Annotated in this window: 19 protein-coding genes, 2 rRNA genes and 1 pseudogene (1 of these 22 cut by a window edge); 9 read left to right on the forward strand and 13 right to left on the reverse strand. The window is 40.3% G+C overall.

From position 1 onward, the window contains the following. Positions 1-11 precede the first annotated feature (11 nt). Complete coding sequence (locus HWQ47_RS15420) at positions 12-509, forward strand: DUF6942 family protein (RefSeq protein ID WP_269966961.1); 498 nt, start codon at positions 12-14, stop codon at positions 507-509. A 44-nt stretch (positions 510-553) separates the two neighbouring features. Here the strand turns inward: HWQ47_RS15420 and nadE are convergent, their stop codons facing one another. The 5 genes from nadE to HWQ47_RS27985 all read right to left on the reverse strand — a co-directional run bounded on the left by nadE (position 554) and on the right by HWQ47_RS27985 (position 5,726). Then, positions 554-1,384 carry an ammonia-dependent NAD(+) synthetase gene (gene nadE, locus HWQ47_RS15425; RefSeq protein ID WP_269966962.1) on the reverse strand — a complete coding sequence of 277 codons (831 nt, stop codon included), beginning with the start codon at positions 1,382-1,384 and terminating at the stop codon, positions 554-556. 287 nt (positions 1,385-1,671) lie between these two features. Next, on the reverse strand, positions 1,672-2,724 hold the full coding sequence (locus tag HWQ47_RS15430; RefSeq protein ID WP_269966963.1) for a porin: 1,053 nt from the start codon (positions 2,722-2,724) through the stop codon (positions 1,672-1,674). A gap of 32 nt (positions 2,725-2,756) precedes the next feature. Next, positions 2,757-4,910 carry a CHASE3 domain-containing protein gene (locus HWQ47_RS15435; protein WP_269966964.1) on the reverse strand — a complete coding sequence of 718 codons (2,154 nt, stop codon included), beginning with the start codon at positions 4,908-4,910 and terminating at the stop codon, positions 2,757-2,759. A 235-nt stretch (positions 4,911-5,145) separates the two neighbouring features. Beyond that, positions 5,146-5,517, reverse strand: a complete 372-nt coding sequence (locus HWQ47_RS27980; RefSeq protein WP_326515497.1) for a helix-turn-helix domain-containing protein — start codon at positions 5,515-5,517, stop codon at positions 5,146-5,148. An 86-nt stretch (positions 5,518-5,603) separates the two neighbouring features. Further along, positions 5,604-5,726 (reverse strand): sigma 54-interacting transcriptional regulator, encoded by a 123-nt coding sequence (locus tag HWQ47_RS27985; protein ID WP_333481908.1) that lies wholly within the window; start codon positions 5,724-5,726, stop codon positions 5,604-5,606. Between the two features lie 48 nt (positions 5,727-5,774). Between HWQ47_RS27985 and HWQ47_RS15445 the strand changes: the two genes are divergently transcribed. Both HWQ47_RS15445 and HWQ47_RS15450 read left to right on the forward strand, forming a co-directional pair. Then, positions 5,775-5,921 carry a hypothetical protein gene (locus tag HWQ47_RS15445; RefSeq protein WP_269971882.1) on the forward strand — a complete coding sequence of 49 codons (147 nt, stop codon included), beginning with the start codon at positions 5,775-5,777 and terminating at the stop codon, positions 5,919-5,921. A 99-nt stretch (positions 5,922-6,020) separates the two neighbouring features. Continuing rightward, on the forward strand, positions 6,021-6,365 hold the full coding sequence (locus tag HWQ47_RS15450; protein WP_269966965.1) for a hypothetical protein: 345 nt from the start codon (positions 6,021-6,023) through the stop codon (positions 6,363-6,365). 53 nt (positions 6,366-6,418) lie between these two features. On the opposite strand, the gene HWQ47_RS15455 is transcribed toward HWQ47_RS15450, so the two are convergent. The 3 genes from HWQ47_RS15455 to HWQ47_RS15465 are packed head-to-tail and all read right to left on the reverse strand — an operon-like array spanning position 6,419 to position 9,443. Next, the gene (locus tag HWQ47_RS15455; RefSeq protein ID WP_269966966.1) at positions 6,419-7,924 is read right to left on the reverse strand and encodes a PhnE/PtxC family ABC transporter permease; all 1,506 of its coding nucleotides are present in this window, start codon (positions 7,922-7,924) and stop codon (positions 6,419-6,421) included. Beyond that, a complete protein-coding gene (locus tag HWQ47_RS15460) occupies positions 7,917-8,585 on the reverse strand; it encodes an ATP-binding cassette domain-containing protein (protein WP_269966967.1) in 669 nt (222 codons plus the stop codon). Before HWQ47_RS15460 ends, HWQ47_RS15455 begins: the two co-directional genes overlap by 8 nt. A gap of 3 nt (positions 8,586-8,588) precedes the next feature. Then, positions 8,589-9,443: a putative selenate ABC transporter substrate-binding protein gene (locus HWQ47_RS15465; RefSeq protein WP_269966968.1), complete on the reverse strand. Its 855-nt coding sequence runs from the start codon at positions 9,441-9,443 to the stop codon at positions 8,589-8,591. A gap of 255 nt (positions 9,444-9,698) precedes the next feature. Here HWQ47_RS15465 and HWQ47_RS15470 point away from each other — a divergent pair, with 255 nt between their 5' ends. Both HWQ47_RS15470 and HWQ47_RS15475 read left to right on the forward strand, forming a co-directional pair. Next, complete coding sequence (locus HWQ47_RS15470) at positions 9,699-10,373, forward strand: response regulator (RefSeq protein WP_269966969.1); 675 nt, start codon at positions 9,699-9,701, stop codon at positions 10,371-10,373. Then, complete coding sequence (locus tag HWQ47_RS15475) at positions 10,364-11,713, forward strand: ATP-binding protein (RefSeq protein ID WP_269966970.1); 1,350 nt, start codon at positions 10,364-10,366, stop codon at positions 11,711-11,713. The genes HWQ47_RS15470 and HWQ47_RS15475 overlap by 10 nt, the downstream gene beginning before the upstream one ends. A gap of 55 nt (positions 11,714-11,768) precedes the next feature. Here HWQ47_RS15475 and HWQ47_RS15480 read toward each other — a convergent pair whose 3' ends face one another. Continuing rightward, positions 11,769-12,461 carry a 2OG-Fe(II) oxygenase family protein gene (locus HWQ47_RS15480; RefSeq protein WP_269966971.1) on the reverse strand — a complete coding sequence of 231 codons (693 nt, stop codon included), beginning with the start codon at positions 12,459-12,461 and terminating at the stop codon, positions 11,769-11,771. A 264-nt stretch (positions 12,462-12,725) separates the two neighbouring features. Between HWQ47_RS15480 and HWQ47_RS15485 the strand changes: the two genes are divergently transcribed. After that, positions 12,726-13,040 (forward strand): DUF3135 domain-containing protein, encoded by a 315-nt coding sequence (locus HWQ47_RS15485; protein ID WP_269966972.1) that lies wholly within the window; start codon positions 12,726-12,728, stop codon positions 13,038-13,040. Here HWQ47_RS15485 and corA read toward each other — a convergent pair. Together corA and HWQ47_RS15495 are read right to left on the reverse strand one after the other, a co-directional pair. Further along, complete coding sequence (gene corA, locus HWQ47_RS15490) at positions 13,035-13,982, reverse strand: magnesium/cobalt transporter CorA (protein WP_269966973.1); 948 nt, start codon at positions 13,980-13,982, stop codon at positions 13,035-13,037. The two genes, HWQ47_RS15485 and corA, sit on opposite strands and share 6 nt — an antisense overlap. A 116-nt stretch (positions 13,983-14,098) precedes the next feature. Next, positions 14,099-14,464, reverse strand: a complete 366-nt coding sequence (locus HWQ47_RS15495; RefSeq protein WP_269966974.1) for a hypothetical protein — start codon at positions 14,462-14,464, stop codon at positions 14,099-14,101. Between the two features lie 239 nt (positions 14,465-14,703). On the opposite strand from HWQ47_RS15495, the gene HWQ47_RS15500 reads away from it, so the two are divergent. From HWQ47_RS15500 to HWQ47_RS15510, 3 genes and pseudogenes are all read left to right on the forward strand, one after another. Continuing rightward, positions 14,704-15,375 (forward strand): YccT family protein, encoded by a 672-nt coding sequence (locus tag HWQ47_RS15500; protein WP_269966975.1) that lies wholly within the window; start codon positions 14,704-14,706, stop codon positions 15,373-15,375. 256 nt (positions 15,376-15,631) lie between these two features. Next, on the forward strand, positions 15,632-16,675 hold the full coding sequence (locus HWQ47_RS15505) for a patatin-like phospholipase family protein (RefSeq protein ID WP_269966976.1): 1,044 nt from the start codon (positions 15,632-15,634) through the stop codon (positions 16,673-16,675). Positions 16,676-16,840: 165 nt separating this feature from the next. Further along, positions 16,841-17,629, forward strand: a pseudogene (locus HWQ47_RS15510) (IS630 family transposase). 169 nt (positions 17,630-17,798) lie between these two features. Here HWQ47_RS15510 and rrf read toward each other — a convergent pair. Continuing rightward, positions 17,799-17,914: ribosomal RNA gene (rrf, locus tag HWQ47_RS15515) — 5S ribosomal RNA — on the reverse strand. 216 nt (positions 17,915-18,130) lie between these two features. Next, positions 18,131-18,408 (reverse strand): 23S ribosomal RNA (locus HWQ47_RS15520) (it continues 2,636 nt past the right edge of the window).

Below are 18,408 nucleotides of genomic sequence, written 5' to 3' on the forward strand. Positions count from 1 at the left end.
ACACTAACACAATGAACTTAGGCTCCGCGAATCCGAAATATTGTTTCTATCTTCCGAATGAACCTGTGTTACCTAATGGTTGGCATTTTAGTCAGCAAGACGCAGTAGCTAAACTGATCGAATTAAATGGAAACCATTGGCGTAAAATCTTGACTATTATGGCCAAAATTTGCGCTCCAAATAGCAACTGGAAACACTATCGTGACACACAACTCCTCAAACAGAACGAACGAATAATGATAGGTGAAAACCAAGTCTTTATCGGAGGGACTCACAAGCGTGTCTGGCACTTTCTTGTCGGTGCTGTTGTTTCTGAACAACTGTCGAATAAAATGGACCCTCCATCTTTCGCTATTATCGATGACAAGAAAAAGCTATCTTTTAATAACCAATCTACGCTGATAACCCCTTACTTAGATTACCGGCAATATCCTAACCAATTAATCGCAGAAACACGCCTATTAATCGCAAGTCACTCTTACATTTTATCTACAGAAATAAGCAGTTAAAAAGGCGCACTATGCGCCTGATATTTATATAGTAACAGGTTACATCAGTCATAAATGGTCGGTATCGACTTACGTTTATGCTGAGTAGCCTTGTATATCCCAATCAGTTTATCATCCACATAAGTGTCCACCACTTTCCCCTCTAGGAAGTCATCAATTTGATCATAGGTCAACCCTAATGCAACTTCATCTTCTAACTGAGGTTTATCCTCTTCTAGATCCGCTGTGGGGGCTTTCTGAACTAACACTATTGGTGCACCTAGGTGTGCAGCTAACTGGCGAACTTGCCGTTTATTTAAACCAAACAAAGGGGCTAAATCGCAAGCCCCATCTCCCCACTTAGTATAAAAACCAGTAATATTCTCGGCACTATGATCTGTCCCGACTACAAGTCCCCCTGTTAAACCGGCAATTTCATATTGTGCAATCATACGCATTCTCGCTTTTACGTTGCCTTTTATAAAGTCGAGTTTTGAACTATCTGAAACATTAATGCCAGCAGATGCTAAACCCTTGATGGTTTCACTATGGATCCCAGTAACCCCACCATGGATATTCACTGTGACTTGCTTTGAAGGACTTATAAATTGACAAGCTAGCTGTGCTTCAGCTTCATCTTTTTGGACATGATAAGGTAAACGTACAGCGATAAAGTGATAACACTTCGAGTCAGCCTCAGAATTTAACTCATCAACAGCCAATTGACATAGTTTTCCAGCTAGAGATGAGTCAACACCACCGCTAATCCCAAGCACTAATGTTTGGGTGTGCGATTCTTTTAATTTTAGCTTTATAAATGCAACTCGTCTTTCAACTTCATATTCAGCTTCTATTGCTTGTTGCACTTTCATCTCACGTAAAATTTGTCCCTTCACAAGCCGCACTCCAAAATTTGTTTCATTTTACAGACAGATATTATGATCTAAATTCAAATTAATACCAATCCAAATACGTGTGAAACTTAGGTGACCTTATACTTTTAGCACTGAAAGAAAGCTATTTTTCCCCGTCTACAACCTAGGAATAACTAAGTAGATATAAAAAATGTCAGCTACCAGTGCTAACATTTTTATATAAACCCTAATAAAACAGGAAACGACTTAACCTAAGCCGAGCAACCATCACTAAGTTTATAGCACTCTTTAGGTGGCTCTATTTCTGCTTATTTGACTACCGCATATGAGAATGAATATACAATGCCAAGTGAAATAGCATGTGGGTCATTGCCCATAAGCGGAACAACTTTATCTCCATGACCTTTACCATTAACACTAAAATTAACATTCTTATCATTATTCATATTGGCATATGCAATATAAATAGTTGTTTGCTCATCAATACTATAGTCATATCCAACGGCAATTTGGGTAGCATCGTTAGATTCACCTTCGCCTGAACTCACAGCAAATTGGGCTTTTACTTTACCCTTATCGCCAATGTTCATGCTAGCTCCGATCGTGTAGCTATCTCTATCATTGCGACTAATTCCGCCAATATCCATCTCAGTTTGATATCCACCGCCAACACTAAACCTTCCGAATAAATAACCTAAAGTCACAGCGGCTGCGGTATGATTTTTTTCAGCAATATCACCTTGTCCAATACTGGTGTACATCACACCTAATTTCATATTTTTGTTAACATAATTACCCTTCAGTAAGTAGTAATCAGCGTCATCTGCACCTTCTTCAGGAACATAGGTTACCGCAGCGTCTACACCAGAGAAGTCAGGGGTTTTATAATAAAGCACATTATCTGCTCTGCCTGGAATACCATTTGCTTCCCATAAATTACCGAGATCGCCTATTTGATCTGCAAAAAGATTATAGTCATTAGCATATTGATCCAAAAAAGGCATGTGACCTGCTAACGCTGTGCCTAAGCTACCTTCAACACCTAAATATGATGGGCGTCCTTTAGTGAATATTTGACCTAATGATTCAGCTCCTCCATTGCCATCATTCTCTCCTTGGGCTGTTAAGTCGACCCCCGTCTCATATTGAAAAATAACCTTCAAATCTCCAGTGAGTTGATGCTCACCATTAAACCCTAAACGTGAAGAGTTACTGGCAAGGTATATACTGCTGTCTTTCCCATCATCAACACTATCGACAGATACATGCCCTTGACCATAAATATTGAATTTGATAGCCTGCGTCGGTAAACACAAACAATAGATACAAGATGCTAAGATAGTCGCTTGGCTATTCATCATTCAATTTCCATTCATTATTATGGGTAAAACCTTTATGCATTACGCAACTTAAAACGCGACAACATTTGCTGTAACTGTTCAGCCTGTTGAGATAACTGCACTGCTGCAGCTGCACTTTGCTGTGCAGTATCATTATTTTGTTGAGTCACACCGTCTATTTCAACAACGCCCTGATTTATGGTTTCTGCACCAATAGCTTGTTCATTACTCGCTGTCGCTATTTCAGAAACGATTTCTGAGGTCTTACTTACCGTTTCAAAAATACTTCTTAAGCTCTCTGCAGTTTGATTGGCAATTGCGCTGCCATTTTCAGTTTTAGCAACAGAACCCGCAATTAACTTGGACGTTTCCTCAGCAGCAGTCGTACTTCTAGCGGCCAAACTACGAACTTCATCTGCGACCACAGCAAAACCTCGACCTTGCTCTCCAGCGCGAGCAGCTTCAATAGCTGCATTTAGGGCCAAAAGGTTCGTTTGTGCAGCAATTTCATCAATGGTACTAATGAAGCCGGAAATGCTCTTACTGGCCTCTGAAATTTCAGACATTGCAATGATCATATCCTCCATCTTCTCGCTACCTTCCTGCGCGGCAGTCTGAGCTTGACCAGCAAAGGTGCTTGCTTGACTAGCATTTTGTGCATTAGTATTAATTTGGGTGCTTAATTCATTAAGAGAACTGGCGATATTATCCAGACTAACCGATTGCCTTGATGCGCCATCAGAAAGGGCAGAACTACTTGATGAAACGCTAGCACTACCTTGGGATATTTCATCACTTGCTGTTTGTGTGAGGCCTAACACTTCATTTAAATTATCTGTCATTTTGTTAAGCGCGATACCTAAAGCATCACGTTCCGACTCTAATTGAACGGTATGGTCTAACTCTCCCTCAGCAATACGTTCAGCCAGATTGACCTTTGCTCTCAGCGATGTCTTCATCCGTTTTATGTCTGCAAAAATACCGCTGTCAACACCTTTACTTTCAAGGGTTAGGGACAAGTCACCATCGGCAATTTTCTTGATTACCTCACCGATATAGCTAGGTTCACCGCCAAGAATATTCATAATGTTCTTTGTTAACCACAGTGCTGTTGCGATCCCTATAATGATCGCAAATAAAGTGCCAAACACGGTCGAATTAAGAACTAAAGATTCAGTCCCCTCCAAAGACACCATTCTCGAATCCATTAAGGTACTTTCTCTTTTCTTGAAGGTTTTTATCTGCTCTCTGAACTTATCGAAATAGACTTTCCCCTTTGCCAAACCAACAAGATCAGCCATATCGTCCATATTTTTTGCATCACCTATTTCGTGTCGTAACGCAATCTGTCCATCAACAACCTTTCCTATCCAATCATCTATGGTAAGTTTGCTTTCCTTTAATAGAGTGACTTGCGCTGGGTTATCGGAAACCGTAATTGACAATTCATCAATCAACTCATAGAAACGTGTTTTACCATGTGTAAAAGGGTCGAGAAAATCATCATGTCCGGCAAGCAGGTAGCCCCTCATTCCCGTTTCCATATCAACAGCTGATGCAACAATAGCTTGAGCCATTGCAATAACTTTAAAGGTATGTTCAACCCTTTCAGTTAACTCCCTTAGCTCATAAATATTTTGTGTTCTACTGGCTGTAGTTTGACGGGACTCCATCAAAACACGCTCACGTTGAATAAATGTTGCTAACTGGTCTCTGAATTTATCAAAGTACTGTTTTCCTTTTGCTTGCTTAATCAAGTCAGCCATATCGTTCATGGTACTTGAATCACCAATCTCAGCCCTTAAAGCAATAACAGGCTCGGTAACATTAGCCTGCCAGTCGCCAATTGTGGTGGATATCTCATTTAATAAAGTTACTTGAGCCGGATTATCAGAGACGGTATTTTTAAGCTCAGTAACTAATTTGTTAAATGTTTGCTCCCCATTATTATATGGGGTTAAAAAATCAGGTTTTCCTGCGAGCAAATATCCTCGCATCCCTGTTTCCATATCGACTGCTGCAGCTTCTATTTTTGACGCTGTATCCAATACATTATGAGTATGGTTAACTGAATCAAAATTGGACGTCAGAGACTTAACACTGGTGAAAACGACTAGCGTGATAAGAAACATCAAGGCCAGTATCAATCCATATCCTGATAATATTTTAGTCCTAAACCTCATATTGCTTAATACATTGCTATCCATCGTGCACCTCTAATAATTCATAACCAATGAGTTCTTTGGTTAAGTGGTTATTGTCTTTTCATGGGTATTGAGAAACAGAATAGGAATAAGCTATTCACATTAGTGGTTTAAGTATTGACTGGATTTTAGCTATAGAAGGTTTTTTTTAATAACTTTTTGACCTAAGCGCGCAGAAACATATAACAATAACAACAATCTGGCAACACCTACTATGGCGCAGCTTACTCAATGGCAACTAGACTAATTGATATTTTTCAAGTCTATATAAGAAAGCTTTATAACTTAGTCCTAAAAATTTGGCAGCTTTGGTTCGATTACCTTGATGTTTACTCATCGATTGTTCAAGACAACTCTTTTCAAACGTCTCCCACTGTATACCTGATTCAGGTAAAGAAAATTCATTGGTATTTATAGGGGTAGGACAATCCCTTAGCTCCTCCACCATCTCATATTCATCACCGAGTAATACGAAACCTTCTATACGATTAGCCCGTTCTCTGACATTTCCAGGCCAAGAGTAGTCAAGTAGTTGCTTCATCGTACTGGCAGAGAGTGTTAACAGATCGATATTATATTGGCTTGTGTGTAGCTTTAAAAAATAGTCCACTAACCTACCTAGTCTTCCTGCCTTTCACGTAAAGGAGGCATATGTATTGGTACCACATTGAGACGATAATAGAGATCTTCTCTAAATCACCCTTCTGCTACTTCATATTGTAGATCCCTATGGGTTGCAGCAATCACCCTAACATCAAGTTTTATCTCACTGTTTTGTCCCAAACGGCTAATCACCCCCTCTTGTAAAAAGCGCAACAAGTTAGTCTGTAGCTGAAGAGGGAGTTCACCTATCTCATCGGGAAGATAATGCCACCATCTCTTGTTGCTGGGATAATAGAGACGTTAGCATTGATGATGAAGATGAAGATGAAAGCAGCGCATTTTATCGAGATAATTAGAAATAGTAACCTATCAGATGAAGATAAGCTGGCCATAAAAGAAACACTAAATTAGCAACAAATGAAGTGAACTTAATAAACTGTGAACAAGCCGATAGAATACATCTTAAGATATATCGTATTCTACGGCTAAATTTAGTAATAGGATGCTTTTATGTGGTGGCGTGTAACGATTATAACCTTAGCTTATTTGCTTCTCGGGGCACATTTTATGCGCTATGGACAGATGTTTATCTGCGCAGCTTACGCTGCCACACCATTATTGCTTATCTTCAAACACATAAATCTCACTCGCTTACTTCAGATAGTTTTAGCCGTAAGTGCGGTATTGGTCTGGGGAGTCAGTAGTTACGATTATGTTCAGATGCGAATAGCAATGGAAGCACCTTGGTATAGATTGAGTGCCATCATGTCATGCGTGACTTTATTCACTGTGTTCGCCTCATTTTGTTGTAATGGCATTATCGCTAAATGGAATAAAGTTAACCCACTAGCTTAATGTACACGAGAGGTGAATGTTCTTGATAGTGGTTATTGACGTTCACTTTTCCTTTACCTACAAGAAAAATCCCCTCGAATGCTTTTTGTCAGAATACGTCTGCTCACCAAATCAACAACAATGTTCAACATCGCAGTACACCCCATCAAAAATAGTGCCGTACTGTAACGGATCTCTGAAAAAGCACTGTCTATATAAAAGCCTAAAGTGGCGACACCTAAGATCCCAAAGATAGCGGTTTCTCTAAGTATCACCTCAAAACGGTAAAAGAGTAACCCCATTAAGTTAGGGTATATTTTAGGTAAAATATCGTAACAATAACCATCTATGCGACCATTGAAGCTTGGCGCAGCAGAAACAGTATCTGACTGCCTTAACGTTAAAAAAGCGATAAGAGCGCCATTATGCAATCCTAGCGCTAACATGGCTGGCAACATAGAGGGACCAAGTAACATCATAAAAATAAAAGCAAAGATATATTCAGGGATCGATCTTAATATCAGCAGGAACAGCTTCATGACACCAGCAAACACACCACCTGTTAATGGCTTAAATGCCAATCCAGATACGACAACGGACAGCAGATGTGACACCCCGAGTGCACTCAATGCCAACAGTAAAGTCACCGTTACGCCAGGAAGTGCTTGTTCAACTAATATCTTATGACTCCAACTCAGTAGCTCAGTAACGTGAGCTAAATCAAATTCGGAAACACCCTCTATACTTTGCAGCGGTAGCGGCAAGATGTCTTGACTAATAAAACGCCAAAACAGCATGCCATCTACCGATGGAATGCTAGGAAGGGTGAGTAAAGCGCAGATAACATAAACAATGATTAAGCCTGAACGGCACCAAAATGATATTGTACCAATCAACACAATAAACAAAATAAGTAACGCCGCTCCTTCATGGTAATTCCCCTGCCTAAATGCGGTTTCTAGGTAAAATCCTAGAGTAGGCATACCAATAAAGCCCAATACGGCACTGCTTCTAAGTGCACACTCGAAGCGATACCGAATATAAGCAATTATTGGCACAATCACATGACTAATTCGGCCATAAAAATAGCGACTTATCTTATCGGTCTGCGCGGGTAAGGTTTGCTCTGTGGTAACTGGCGACTGCAACAATATGTCATGAAATACTCTAGCAAAAGTCGCCCCATAAGGCAGTGCAATCGCAAGAATACCGGTTATAGGGGATAAGCCAAATACTTGTAGAAATAACAACGCCCAAAAAACCTCATGAATTGAACGTATTACCGCACACAATGCAGCGATAAAGCGATGGGTATAAATGAGCGCTAAAGGCGCGCCCCACAACAGACCGATAACGCCCCCCAGTAAGGCAAAGCTAATGGTTTGCCACAACGCTTCGAGCAGGTATTCTGTTGCAAAAAAATCAGGACTTATAAGCCCCAATCCCATACGTTGCAGTTCACTCCAAGGATCAAGAGAGATAATCTCGGTATCAGATAAATAGAAACACACTGAGGCTATTATCCACAAACTTAACGTGATTCTTTGCCAATAGCCTACGAACGGCAATCGCTTAAACATGAGGCAATCTATGGTGAGAATAGAAACCTTCTATCAACTCCGAGCTCAGCTCATCTTGAGAGATATCAAGGCACAACTTCCCTTCTCGTAGACCTATAATACGGTCAAAATGTGTCAAAGCTTGAAATTTATCATGCAACACCATGATCACCGTCGAGTGACGAGCCAATACCAATTCGAGCAGCTGTTCAGCCATTAAGGGATCGAGGGCCGAAAAGGGTTCATCACCAATAAAGATGGTTTGCCTTTGATATAAAGCTCGTGCTAAGGCAACTCTTTGTCTCTGACCACCAGAGAGCTCCGCCAACATCTTCGTCATAGGGACCTCAAGCGATAACTCAAGGCATAAAGCTTCGATCTCACCTAAGGGGATCCTAAAAGGTGTGACTAAATTGACCAAGTTATAGAGCCAGTGATGGCGAGACAGCGCCCCCATATACACATTATGATAGGTACTTAAACCATCAACCAACCCCTGTTTTTGAGAGCAAAAGGCAGCATTATCTCTGAGTAAAGAGTAGAGGTGAAAAAGTAAAGTCGATTTACCCGCTCCTGATGGACCAATGATCGCCACCTTTTCACCCTGCTTTATAGATAAAGAAAGCTGACAAATTGCCTGCTTGTCAGCATACTTTAGCGTAAGACTATCAATATTAACCATAGGTTAGTCGATGAGTCCTATCGCTTTAGCCACACTTTCTATGGGCTCATAATCTAGGTTGTTAGCAGGTACAAATGACGTTCTTGCAAAGCTATTAAGTAAGTCGGGATCATCCATATTTAACAAGGTTTGAGTTAAACGCTTTTTAAAACCTTCACCAAATATCTCATCCACCCCCGCTCTTACCGTCCACTGATAATCAGGGTAAGCCGGACTCTGCCAGATAACCTTCACTTTATCCGTATCAACAGTTCCATTTTTAACCGCTGTCTTCCACACTTTATAATTCACTGCACCGACTTGATATGCACCCGCCTCAACCTGAGTAATTGTGCGGCTGTGGTCACCTGAAAAACCAATTCGTTTGAAAACACTTTCAGATTTCTTTCCTAAGTTTCTTTCAATAAAAAACTGAGGCATTAAGCGGCCTGATGTTGATCCTTTTGAACCGAAAGTAAAGGTTAGGCCATTTAAATTTGGAAAGTTATCAGACGGCAAAACTTGCGCCGATTGATGTGCAATAAAATAGCTTTGAAAGAACTGATCTTCATTGCCTTGAGCTATCGCATCAGACCCCGGAACTAAGCGGCGAGCCTGAACCCCTGATAAGCCACCAAACCATGCAAGCTGAACTTGATTGTTTCTAAATGCAGTCACCGCCGCAGAATATGATTTAACCGGTACATAGTTAACTTTCACCCCTAACTCTTTTTCAAGATAAAGAGCGACTTTTTCGAAACGTGTACGAAGTTGACTCTCGTTTTCATCTGGAATAGCAGTGAAAGTGAAAACGGCTGCAAAAGCACTCGATGTAAAAATGCTTAATGTGATCAGTGCAGCTATTTTAAACAACCCCATAAAACGATTCCTACCTATCAGCAACAAAATTGCGGCATTTTAACCAATATAAGGTTACATAACTAGCAGTTTATCTTACATACTCAAGCTAGATCCACATGCAAAATAGCCTCCATAGGATTCCCCTCAATACATAAGTCAGCTCTGGTTAAGTTAACCTCGAGTAAAATAATCTATCAGATCAATATCCACACAGTTGGCACATCCCTGATATGTGAGTAAACTGAGCAGAAATAATTATAAAGGCATCAAATCATGAGAATTTTAGTTGTTGAAGATGACCCTATCCTGTCACATCATCTCAAAGTGCAGTTAAGTGAATTAGGCAATCAACTTCAGGTAGCATTAACCGCCAAAGAGGGATTTTATCAGGCAACCAATTACCCCATTGATGTTGCCATCATTGATTTAGGTCTGCCAGACCAAGATGGAATTAGTTTAATTCAAAGCTTACGAGATGAAGGCTTAAAAGCACCAATATTAATTTTAACCGCACGAGTAAACTGGCAAGATAAAGTAGAAGGTTTAAATGCTGGAGCCGACGACTATTTAGTTAAACCTTTCCAAAAAGAGGAGCTCGTGGCCAGACTTGATGCATTAGTTAGACGAAGTGCTGGTTTCGTTAAACCCATGATCACCAGTGGCCCGCTTAGTTTAGATCTCGCAGCAAAACAACTCACCTTGTATGATGAGGTGATGGAAGTCACTGCATTTGAATATCAAATCCTCGAGTATTTAATGCGCCATTGTCATGAAGTCGTGGCTAAACAGCGACTACTCGATGTTGTTTACGCTGATAAAGAAGGTGATCCTAACACTATAGAGGTGATGGTTTCCCGATTGAGAAAAAAGCTTACCAGTGGCGGACTCGACAATCCTATCGCCACCATACGCGGTATGGGCTACAAGTTTAACTTACCATGCAGTTAACATTTAGACCCAAGAAGCGTCTGCTTACCCGGATGTTTCTCACCTCCCTGTCAATTATAGCCTTGGTGGGTTTTGGTCTGGCTTGGATGATCAATATTTTACATGCTCAAAATAGCTATAACGAAGAAACGGCCCAGCTGATAGCCGAGATCCCTAAAGTCGCTGCGGAGCTTAAAGAACATGATCTTATTCCAGAAACCAGTGAGTGGCTTGATGAAAATAATACCCCCGAACGCTATGTTATCGCGAGTTGTGATACTGAATTTAAGCAAGTATGGACCTCATCATTAGCCGTCGATAAGGGGTTATTTGATACCTGTGAACGCTTTAACGAAATCCGCAACGACTCCCCCCCTTATTACCTCAATCTGGCCGATGATAATGGCTACTTTATCTATCTTTTGGCCGTTGAGATTGCAGGTAATAAATACAACTTACTCGTGATGAAAGATGCCGCAAACCTTGAAGCCGAAATAGACAAGTTTAGTCGTCTAACCTATATAAGATTAGCCATGGTGTTAGCCTTAGCCCTTGTGCTGCTAATCAGTGCAGGTTACTGGGGCATGCGTCCACTAGTACACATGAGATCCGAACTTGAAAGTATCAGCAGTGGTAAAACTAAAACACTGTCACAAGATTATCCTGTTGAGCTTGAAGGTATCACTCAAGCCCTGAATCAACTTTTAGTACAATCTAGTGCTCAACAAGAGAGATATCAAAATGCGATAAATGATCTTGCCCATAGTTTAAAAACAAGACTTGCCGCTGTACATGCCATCACTGATGATGCCAGCTTAGATAAAGATGGTGCTAGTGAGAAGATTATGGAACAGGTGAGTCAAATGGATCTTCTGGTTAAATATCAACTAAAACGCGCCATGTTAGGTCGAAAAGGATTAAAACAGGAACACACACTCGTAGCCCCTCTTGTGAATAAACTATCTCAGATGCTGTTTAAAGTCTATCGAGATAAGCAGGTGAGATTTGAGGCAAATATTCCAATTGAGCACGTGTTTCCGGGAGACAAAGGTGATCTGATGGAGCTATGCGGTAACCTGATGGAAAATGCCTTTAAACTCTGTATTAGTCAGGTCAACGTCAGCGCGAGCTACAATGATCATGGAGAGTTTGTACTTATTGTTGAAGATGATGGTCAAGGTGTCGATGAAAGCATTAAACAAAAGATCATTCAACGTGGAGTCAGAGCTGATACCCAAAAACCTGGACAAGGTATCGGCCTCGCCGTATGTCATGAGATAGTGACCAGCTATGGCGGTAAACTTGAAATTGAAGATTCAGTGCTTGAAGGTGCAAAGTTCATCATCACAATCCCAATCTAATTTATAGCTATCCACTAAAAAGGCTTTAACCTGCAAAGGTTAAAGCCTTTTTCACTTATATCGGTTGGTATAACTGTTCTGCTCGGTTAAACATCACCCAAGAGGTCGCAATATATTTATCGCCACTAAGCGGCGTATTGCCACGATGAGAATGAGTAAAGCCTGCAGGGGCGATCACCATAGTGCCTTTTTTGGGCTTGAGTTTTCTATCTTGGTAGAAAAACTCGGTCTCCCCTCCTTCCTCTACATCATTCAAATAAAACATATACAGAACAACTCTGTGTAGCGCCTCATTATGACCGGCTTGAGGGAATTGCTCTGAATGCCAATGAAGATAACCGCCGAGTGATTGAGGATATTTTTGGACGTTAATAGTACCACTGCGATATAAGTACTTAACTAAGGCCTCTGCTCTAGGCTCACCAAGTGTCTGATAGTTATCAGGAGTTAACGTCACCCCAAGCCCTTTTTCGTTTGCCACTTGCACCGAAACGGCACCAATCAGAGCCATTGAATACTTATTAAAATAATTTGTAGAGTATTTAAGTGTATGAGACAAGAGTTCATTTCTTAAAGGGAGAAGGTCTTCAAAACTGTCTAAGGTTAGATCACGACTAACCTTCTTAGTTAGATCCACACCATGGCCAGTACGACCATCTGTAACTCCCTGATGTTTTTCAAAGGATTCAATCAACTGGTCGCACAGATCAGCAGGAATAGCATCTGGGTAAACTTCAATAAAATCCATTATGAGCTTCTTATATTTCAAAATACCTAGATATGCTTGCACAGAGGTTAATCAATTGTAAAGTAGATATATAGAGTTAAATTGTTACCGATGTAAATCCACTGTATTTACATTAATCTCAGTATAAGAACCCTGAATATTAAATCGAAAAATACTAAGCTATTAAACAAATGATTTAATCAGCCCAGTTTTAACATCAATTTCTTGCTCAATAGCGAAATCTTCACTAGCTTAAAGTTATCACTTTCTATTGATGGAGAGCATATGACTCAGCTACCAAATTTCGATAGTCTTAAATGGTTGGCGGAAAATAATCCGGAAGAGTTGGCGATTTTGCAAAAGAAAATGAGTCAAGAAGCGATCGAACATTGCCCCGAATCTAATAAGGAGCAACTTATTTCAATGCATTTTCATTTGGAACAACTCATGTCCCGCTGCTCGAATCCGTTTCACCGATGTTACCTTACAATAAGTATCATGAACGATAAATTTATTACCCTCAATGATATAATCAATAACCCAAATGAGTTTAAAAAACAAAATGCCAAAATTTTAAGCCTGCCCTCAAAAAAACTATAACCATCCCTTCCGTTTAAAGAAGAAATAGGTGCCAGCAGCACTCGCAATCATCATCAGAATGGCCATAGGGTAACCTAACTGCCACTCCAGCTCTGGCATATTGACAAAATTCATCCCATAAGCACTGGCAATTACTGTTGGCGGAAGAAAAATAACAGCAGCAACCGAAAATATTTTAATAATCTTATTTTGTTGTAAGCCACTGAAACCCATCGCGGCATCAAGAAGGAAGTTCAACTTGTCGAAAATAAACTGACTGTGAGGCATCAAAGACTCAATATCTGACAGCATTTCACGTAAGTCTTTAAAGTTCTCATCGGTTAATTGTCCACGATAGTATCGTTGCATATAGCGCAGTGATCTTTGAGTATCTAACAGACTGAGACGTATTTTTCCGTTTGAGTCTTCTTGTAACGTAATGAGTTTGAATGCCTGATCCAATTTATCATTATCAAAAACTTGGCCACTGATCCCATCAACAACAGTATAAATATCCTCAATAAGATCAGATAAGTAGTCCACTTTTAACTTAAATAATTCTAAAAATAGCACTTGAGGGGTATTAACCTCAATACGTCCTAATCTAAGATAGTTACGAAGTAAACGGATCAAGCCTACGTCGTCTTCTCTAATTGTTAACAGAAAATCTTTTCTTAAATTAAAAGAGACGTTTACCCCACGAACATCTTGACTGACCCGCTGAGGAAATAAAGAATTTATGTGTAAACCATCATTATTTTGATAAAAACGTGCCGAAGCTTCAATTTCATTGATATCCTCTTCATCGGGAACTTCTTCAACAGAATATTTACTTAGCCACTCTCTCTCTTCATCACTAGGCTTGAAAAGATCTAGCCACAATGTTCCAGGAGGCACTCCATCCTGAATATCTAATTCATTTATACATAATTGTCTGTTGATATAAACATAAGCAGTTATCATATGAGCTCCTGAAAAAACACTTAGCCTAAACACCTTTAGCAAAGCGCAGGGTTAAAGTAACAACATTTTACCTAATAAATGATGATTGAACAGAGCAACCTAGGCTCTGTTCTGAATCATTCTTGAACTATTGTTGCAATAATGACACGTTCTTGACTCGACAAACGAATATTCAATCCCTCTAACGTTGTGATTTCATGACTTAAAATGTCTTTTTTTCTCACTTTATAGGACAATGAGCTTTTCTCTAGTGGCGATACAATCGTAACACTTACCACTTGGTTTCCATCTTGCCAATTCCAATACCAATAACCACCACTAGCCAACATAGAGATGAGAATGAACCCATAAATCACATACTTGAACATCATCTCTTTACCGAGTCGACTGGCACCTTGAGTTTTTGCACTGGCTGTAGGTTTACGCAGGTAAAACAGGGCAACTAAGATGACAAGTAGAGTTATAATAATTTTAGTGAGCACATATCTCTCCAAGAGAAAAAAACTAACGAAGATTATAGCTAAAACTAACTTATAAAACTGTTATAAATATCTAAACATACTGATGGTTATTGAATTGTAGCTCTCAACGCCTCCCAGACTACACGACGACAATAAGTCACGACTAAAACTAGCAAACAAAGAAGAGTACATCATTTATTCCGTAAAAGGTGTTATAAAGGCAGATTGAAAAAGTAATATATTCACATTAGGATCTTTCGATGAAAAACACCTTTCTCACCACCAGTCTTTCAGCTCTAATATCACTCATGATTGTGGCTCCAGCACTTGCAGATGTCAGCTTAACACTGCCAAACTCAGCGGAGTTATTGTTGGTCAATGGTAAAGAGGCATCGAACCAATCGAAAGTTAATTTTGATAATGGTAACAATCAAATAGTCTTCAAGTACCACACTGCATATAAAAACCGAGGACAAGAAAAACGTTTTAACTCTGAAGCAATCATCCTCAGTTTCACAGCAAAGGATGCAGATTACCGCTTATCCTTGCCCACTTTAAAATCCAACAACCAAGCCGACAGCTTTAACCAGGCTCCTAAAGTCTTTATCGAAGACAGCGAAGGTAATAAGCTTGATATCGAAACAGATACTTTACGTAAAGAGGGTATTCAATTGGGGCGAAACTATGGTCAAGAAATACTCGCCTATAACCAAACCAATGCAGCGGCCGCCATCAAGGCATTAGCTCCCACAAGTATTATTATCTCGCTGCCTCAAAGCTCAACCCAAGCAGAAAAGGAAGCTATTGTAGAATTGGCACCAGCTTTGAAAGATCAGAAAAACATTAGTACAATGCTTGACTTTTGGTACAGTCAAGCAGATGAAACCACCAAAAACGAATTCAAAGCAAAGATAAATAAAGCTCGTCAGTAATCATAGTGAATTAAATTAAACGAATCGAGTTCACCTCTGCTTATATCTATCTCCTCCATTCTCACCAAGGGATTCAAGATTGGATCCCTTGCTTCTAAATTATATTTTCTACTACAAAGTGCAAATAATAACTGCTTTAGCAAAAGCTTATAGAGTTTCTCTATTTGAGTGATTGAATTAATCAATTATACAAGTAGAATCCGATTCTATAGATTGAACTCATTCCGCTGGGGAATCTCTTTTATCAGGTTAAGTCATGTCATTAATTCCTTTTTCGTCGATTCAATACAGAGCATCATCGTCTAATCATGCTTGTAAACATCACCTAGACTATTCAGCATCACAGTCCATTGCTCAGACGGCGCTAGTGGCAGAAGGCGGCGGTCAAAGGGGAATATTTACTGCAGGCATCTTAGATAGCTGGCTCGAAATGAACTTTAACCCGTTTGAATTGCTGATTGGCACGTCTGCTGGTGCGCAAAACCTATCAAGCTATATCACCCATCAAGCAGGTTTTGCTCAAGCATCCATTGCAAATTTGTCACGCAACCCCAAATTTTTTAACCTTGGACGAACCTTAAAAGGACAGAATACCATCGATCTTGATTGGTACTTCAATCAAGTGGAAGTAGGAAATAGTTCGTTCAAGAGTCCCTTAACACATAGATTAAATACTGAATGCGGCTTTAAACGATTAAAACAGAGACGACTGCTCATTTCGACGACCAATAGCACTAATTATCAGGCAAGCTTCTTCAGTCCCAATCAAGAGAATTGGCTCACTCTACTAAAGGCTTCGAGTGCTTTGCCCTATTTATACCGTAAAGGGGTGAAACTTGATGGTGACTTCCATGTAGATGGTGGGCTCTCAGCACCTCTACCTGTAGAGGAAGCTTATAAACGCGGCGCTCGTAGGATAGTTGTATTGCGAACTTTACCAAAAGAGTATTCAGCCCATACCCCATGGGTTAATCGCTTAAAATCATGGATATGCTCATCTAACCAATGCCCAAAAGCTATCGATTATTTTGTTCATCACGAGCATGCTTACCGAGAGTCGCTAAAATTCATCGAATCGCCACCACTTGGAGTAGAAGTGATCCAGGTATTTCCTGAGCAAGGATTAAAAAGTAAACTATTGGGAAGTCGAGAATCCGATCTCAATCAAGATTATCAACTAGGTAAGCAAGCTGGTGAAAAATTTGTAGCGCAACATTCTCAGCCACTCTTGAGTTTTCAGACTAAACCTCTTGAACAAGACAAAAAAACTGACGAAAAGTCTGCTAGACGGTACTGTTGACCGTAAATACACATATTGAGGCTGCAGAGGAACGATAATCTACTCAACATAGGGGGTAGGCATGCACGTACTTAGGTGGATACACCAACAAACAACTTAAACACATAATACCAATTACATTAGAGATATGATCTGATAAGTCACCATTAATAAACCGTAAAACTTATGAAGTTTCCTGATTTTGCATCACTCGCAAAAAATGAAAAAGTAGCACGTAAAAAAATGCGCTATCTATCATTAGCGCATTTTGCTGATGGCCATTCTCGTTATGCTATTGCCGACATGCTTAAGGTCAGTAGAGTTTGTCTGTTAAAAGAGGTCGTATAAACGCCCAAGATGTAGCGTCCTTTATAAAAATGGAGCTTGGCGTTGAGTTTTAGCAAAGTAATATCTATCGATTATTGCATCAACTAGGCTTCTACTGGATAACCACTTGATCGCGTTGATGTGTGGTTCCAAAATGAAGCGAGATTTGGCCAACAGAACACCACTACACGGCTTTGGGCGACCAAAGGCACTCGCCCACGGGCTGTTCGTCAACAGCAGTTTGAGTCAGCATATTTATTTGGCGCAGTCTGTCCTGCAACTGGCAAAACAGAAGCCATCATTGCTCCATTTGCTAATAGTGAATGTATGCATGAACACTTGAAATTAATATCACAGGCCACAAAGCAAGGCCGACATGCGGTCGTGGTGATGGATGGTGCGGCATGGCATCAAATGGAAGTGGCATTTGGTAATCTAACCATCATAAGGCTTTCTCCTTACTCTCCTGAGTTGAATCCCATAGAACAAGTTTGGCAATGGCTTCGGCAACACACGCTAGCCAATTGTTGCTTTAATGGATATGAAGACATCGTCAAACAATGCACAAGAGCTTGGAATGACTTCATCATAGAGCCTAAACGCGTGATGAAACTCTGCTCAAGGGAGTGGACGGAATTGATAACTTAGCTAATGCAATTGGTATAAGACATTAAATTAAAAATGAAGCTTACTCTAATCAGTAGGTTTTTTGCGGGCAGACACTGGAAATGCTGCGGTGCATTTCTAAATGACAGACGTAAAAAAGCCCGCTACATCGTAGCGGGCTTAAATACTACTCTTTACGAGTAAAATAGGCGCCTGGAAATGACCTACTCTCACATGGGGAGACCCCACACTACCATCGGCGCGATTGCGTTTCACTTCTGAGTTCGGGATGGGATCAGGTGGGGCCACAATGCTATGGTTTCCAGACAAATTTGCTATTACTTCCAGCTTTTAAAAAGCTAAAGGTAAATAATTTCGAAAGCTGTTATCTCACATTCGCAAGATAATTCTAAATAATTGGGTTTTAGTACACGGAGGTACTGTATGTCATAAATGCAGAAGCATTTTATGACCAACTTAAATCAAGTTCGTATTCTTTTGTCGCTAAGTATCACCTAGCTACATAAAACCCATCTGGGTTGTATGGTTAAGCCTTACGAGTCATTAGTACAAGTTAGCTCAACGCCTCACAACGCTTACACACCTTGCCTATCAACGTCCTAGTCTCGAACGGCTCTTTAAAGAGATTTAATCTCTAGGGATGACTCATCTTAGGACTCGCTTCCCGCTTAGATGCTTTCAGCGGTTATCGATTCCGAACGTAGCTACCGGGCAATGCTATTGGCATAACAACCCGAACACCAGCGGTTCGTCCACTCCGGTCCTCTCGTACTAGGAGCAGCTTCCTTCAATCATCCAAC

It is taken from the genome of Shewanella sp. MTB7 (genome assembly GCF_027571385.1).
In the GTDB taxonomy this organism is placed as follows: Bacteria; Pseudomonadota; Gammaproteobacteria; order Enterobacterales; family Shewanellaceae; genus Shewanella.

Excerpts from the sequence above, each read along its gene's own strand:
- HWQ47_RS15420 (WP_269966961.1), top strand. The coding sequence starts at position 12 with ATGAACTTAGGCTCCGCGAATCCGAAATATTGTTTCTATCTTCCGAAT.
- HWQ47_RS15430 (WP_269966963.1), bottom strand. The coding sequence starts at position 2,724 with ATGATGAATAGCCAAGCGACTATCTTAGCATCTTGTATCTATTGTTTG.
- HWQ47_RS15435 (WP_269966964.1), bottom strand. The coding sequence starts at position 4,910 with ATGGATAGCAATGTATTAAGCAATATGAGGTTTAGGACTAAAATATTA.
- HWQ47_RS15445 (WP_269971882.1), top strand. The coding sequence starts at position 5,775 with ATGCCACCATCTCTTGTTGCTGGGATAATAGAGACGTTAGCATTGATG.
- HWQ47_RS15450 (WP_269966965.1), top strand. The coding sequence starts at position 6,021 with ATGTGGTGGCGTGTAACGATTATAACCTTAGCTTATTTGCTTCTCGGG.
- HWQ47_RS15455 (WP_269966966.1), bottom strand. The coding sequence starts at position 7,924 with ATGTTTAAGCGATTGCCGTTCGTAGGCTATTGGCAAAGAATCACGTTA.
- HWQ47_RS15460 (WP_269966967.1), bottom strand. The coding sequence starts at position 8,585 with ATGGTTAATATTGATAGTCTTACGCTAAAGTATGCTGACAAGCAGGCA.
- HWQ47_RS15465 (WP_269966968.1), bottom strand. The coding sequence starts at position 9,443 with ATGGGGTTGTTTAAAATAGCTGCACTGATCACATTAAGCATTTTTACA.
- HWQ47_RS15470 (WP_269966969.1), top strand. The coding sequence starts at position 9,699 with ATGAGAATTTTAGTTGTTGAAGATGACCCTATCCTGTCACATCATCTC.
- HWQ47_RS15475 (WP_269966970.1), top strand. The coding sequence starts at position 10,364 with ATGCAGTTAACATTTAGACCCAAGAAGCGTCTGCTTACCCGGATGTTT.
- HWQ47_RS15480 (WP_269966971.1), bottom strand. The coding sequence starts at position 12,461 with ATGGATTTTATTGAAGTTTACCCAGATGCTATTCCTGCTGATCTGTGC.
- HWQ47_RS15485 (WP_269966972.1), top strand. The coding sequence starts at position 12,726 with ATGACTCAGCTACCAAATTTCGATAGTCTTAAATGGTTGGCGGAAAAT.
- corA (WP_269966973.1), bottom strand. The coding sequence starts at position 13,982 with ATGATAACTGCTTATGTTTATATCAACAGACAATTATGTATAAATGAA.
- HWQ47_RS15500 (WP_269966975.1), top strand. The coding sequence starts at position 14,704 with ATGAAAAACACCTTTCTCACCACCAGTCTTTCAGCTCTAATATCACTC.
- HWQ47_RS15505 (WP_269966976.1), top strand. The coding sequence starts at position 15,632 with ATGTCATTAATTCCTTTTTCGTCGATTCAATACAGAGCATCATCGTCT.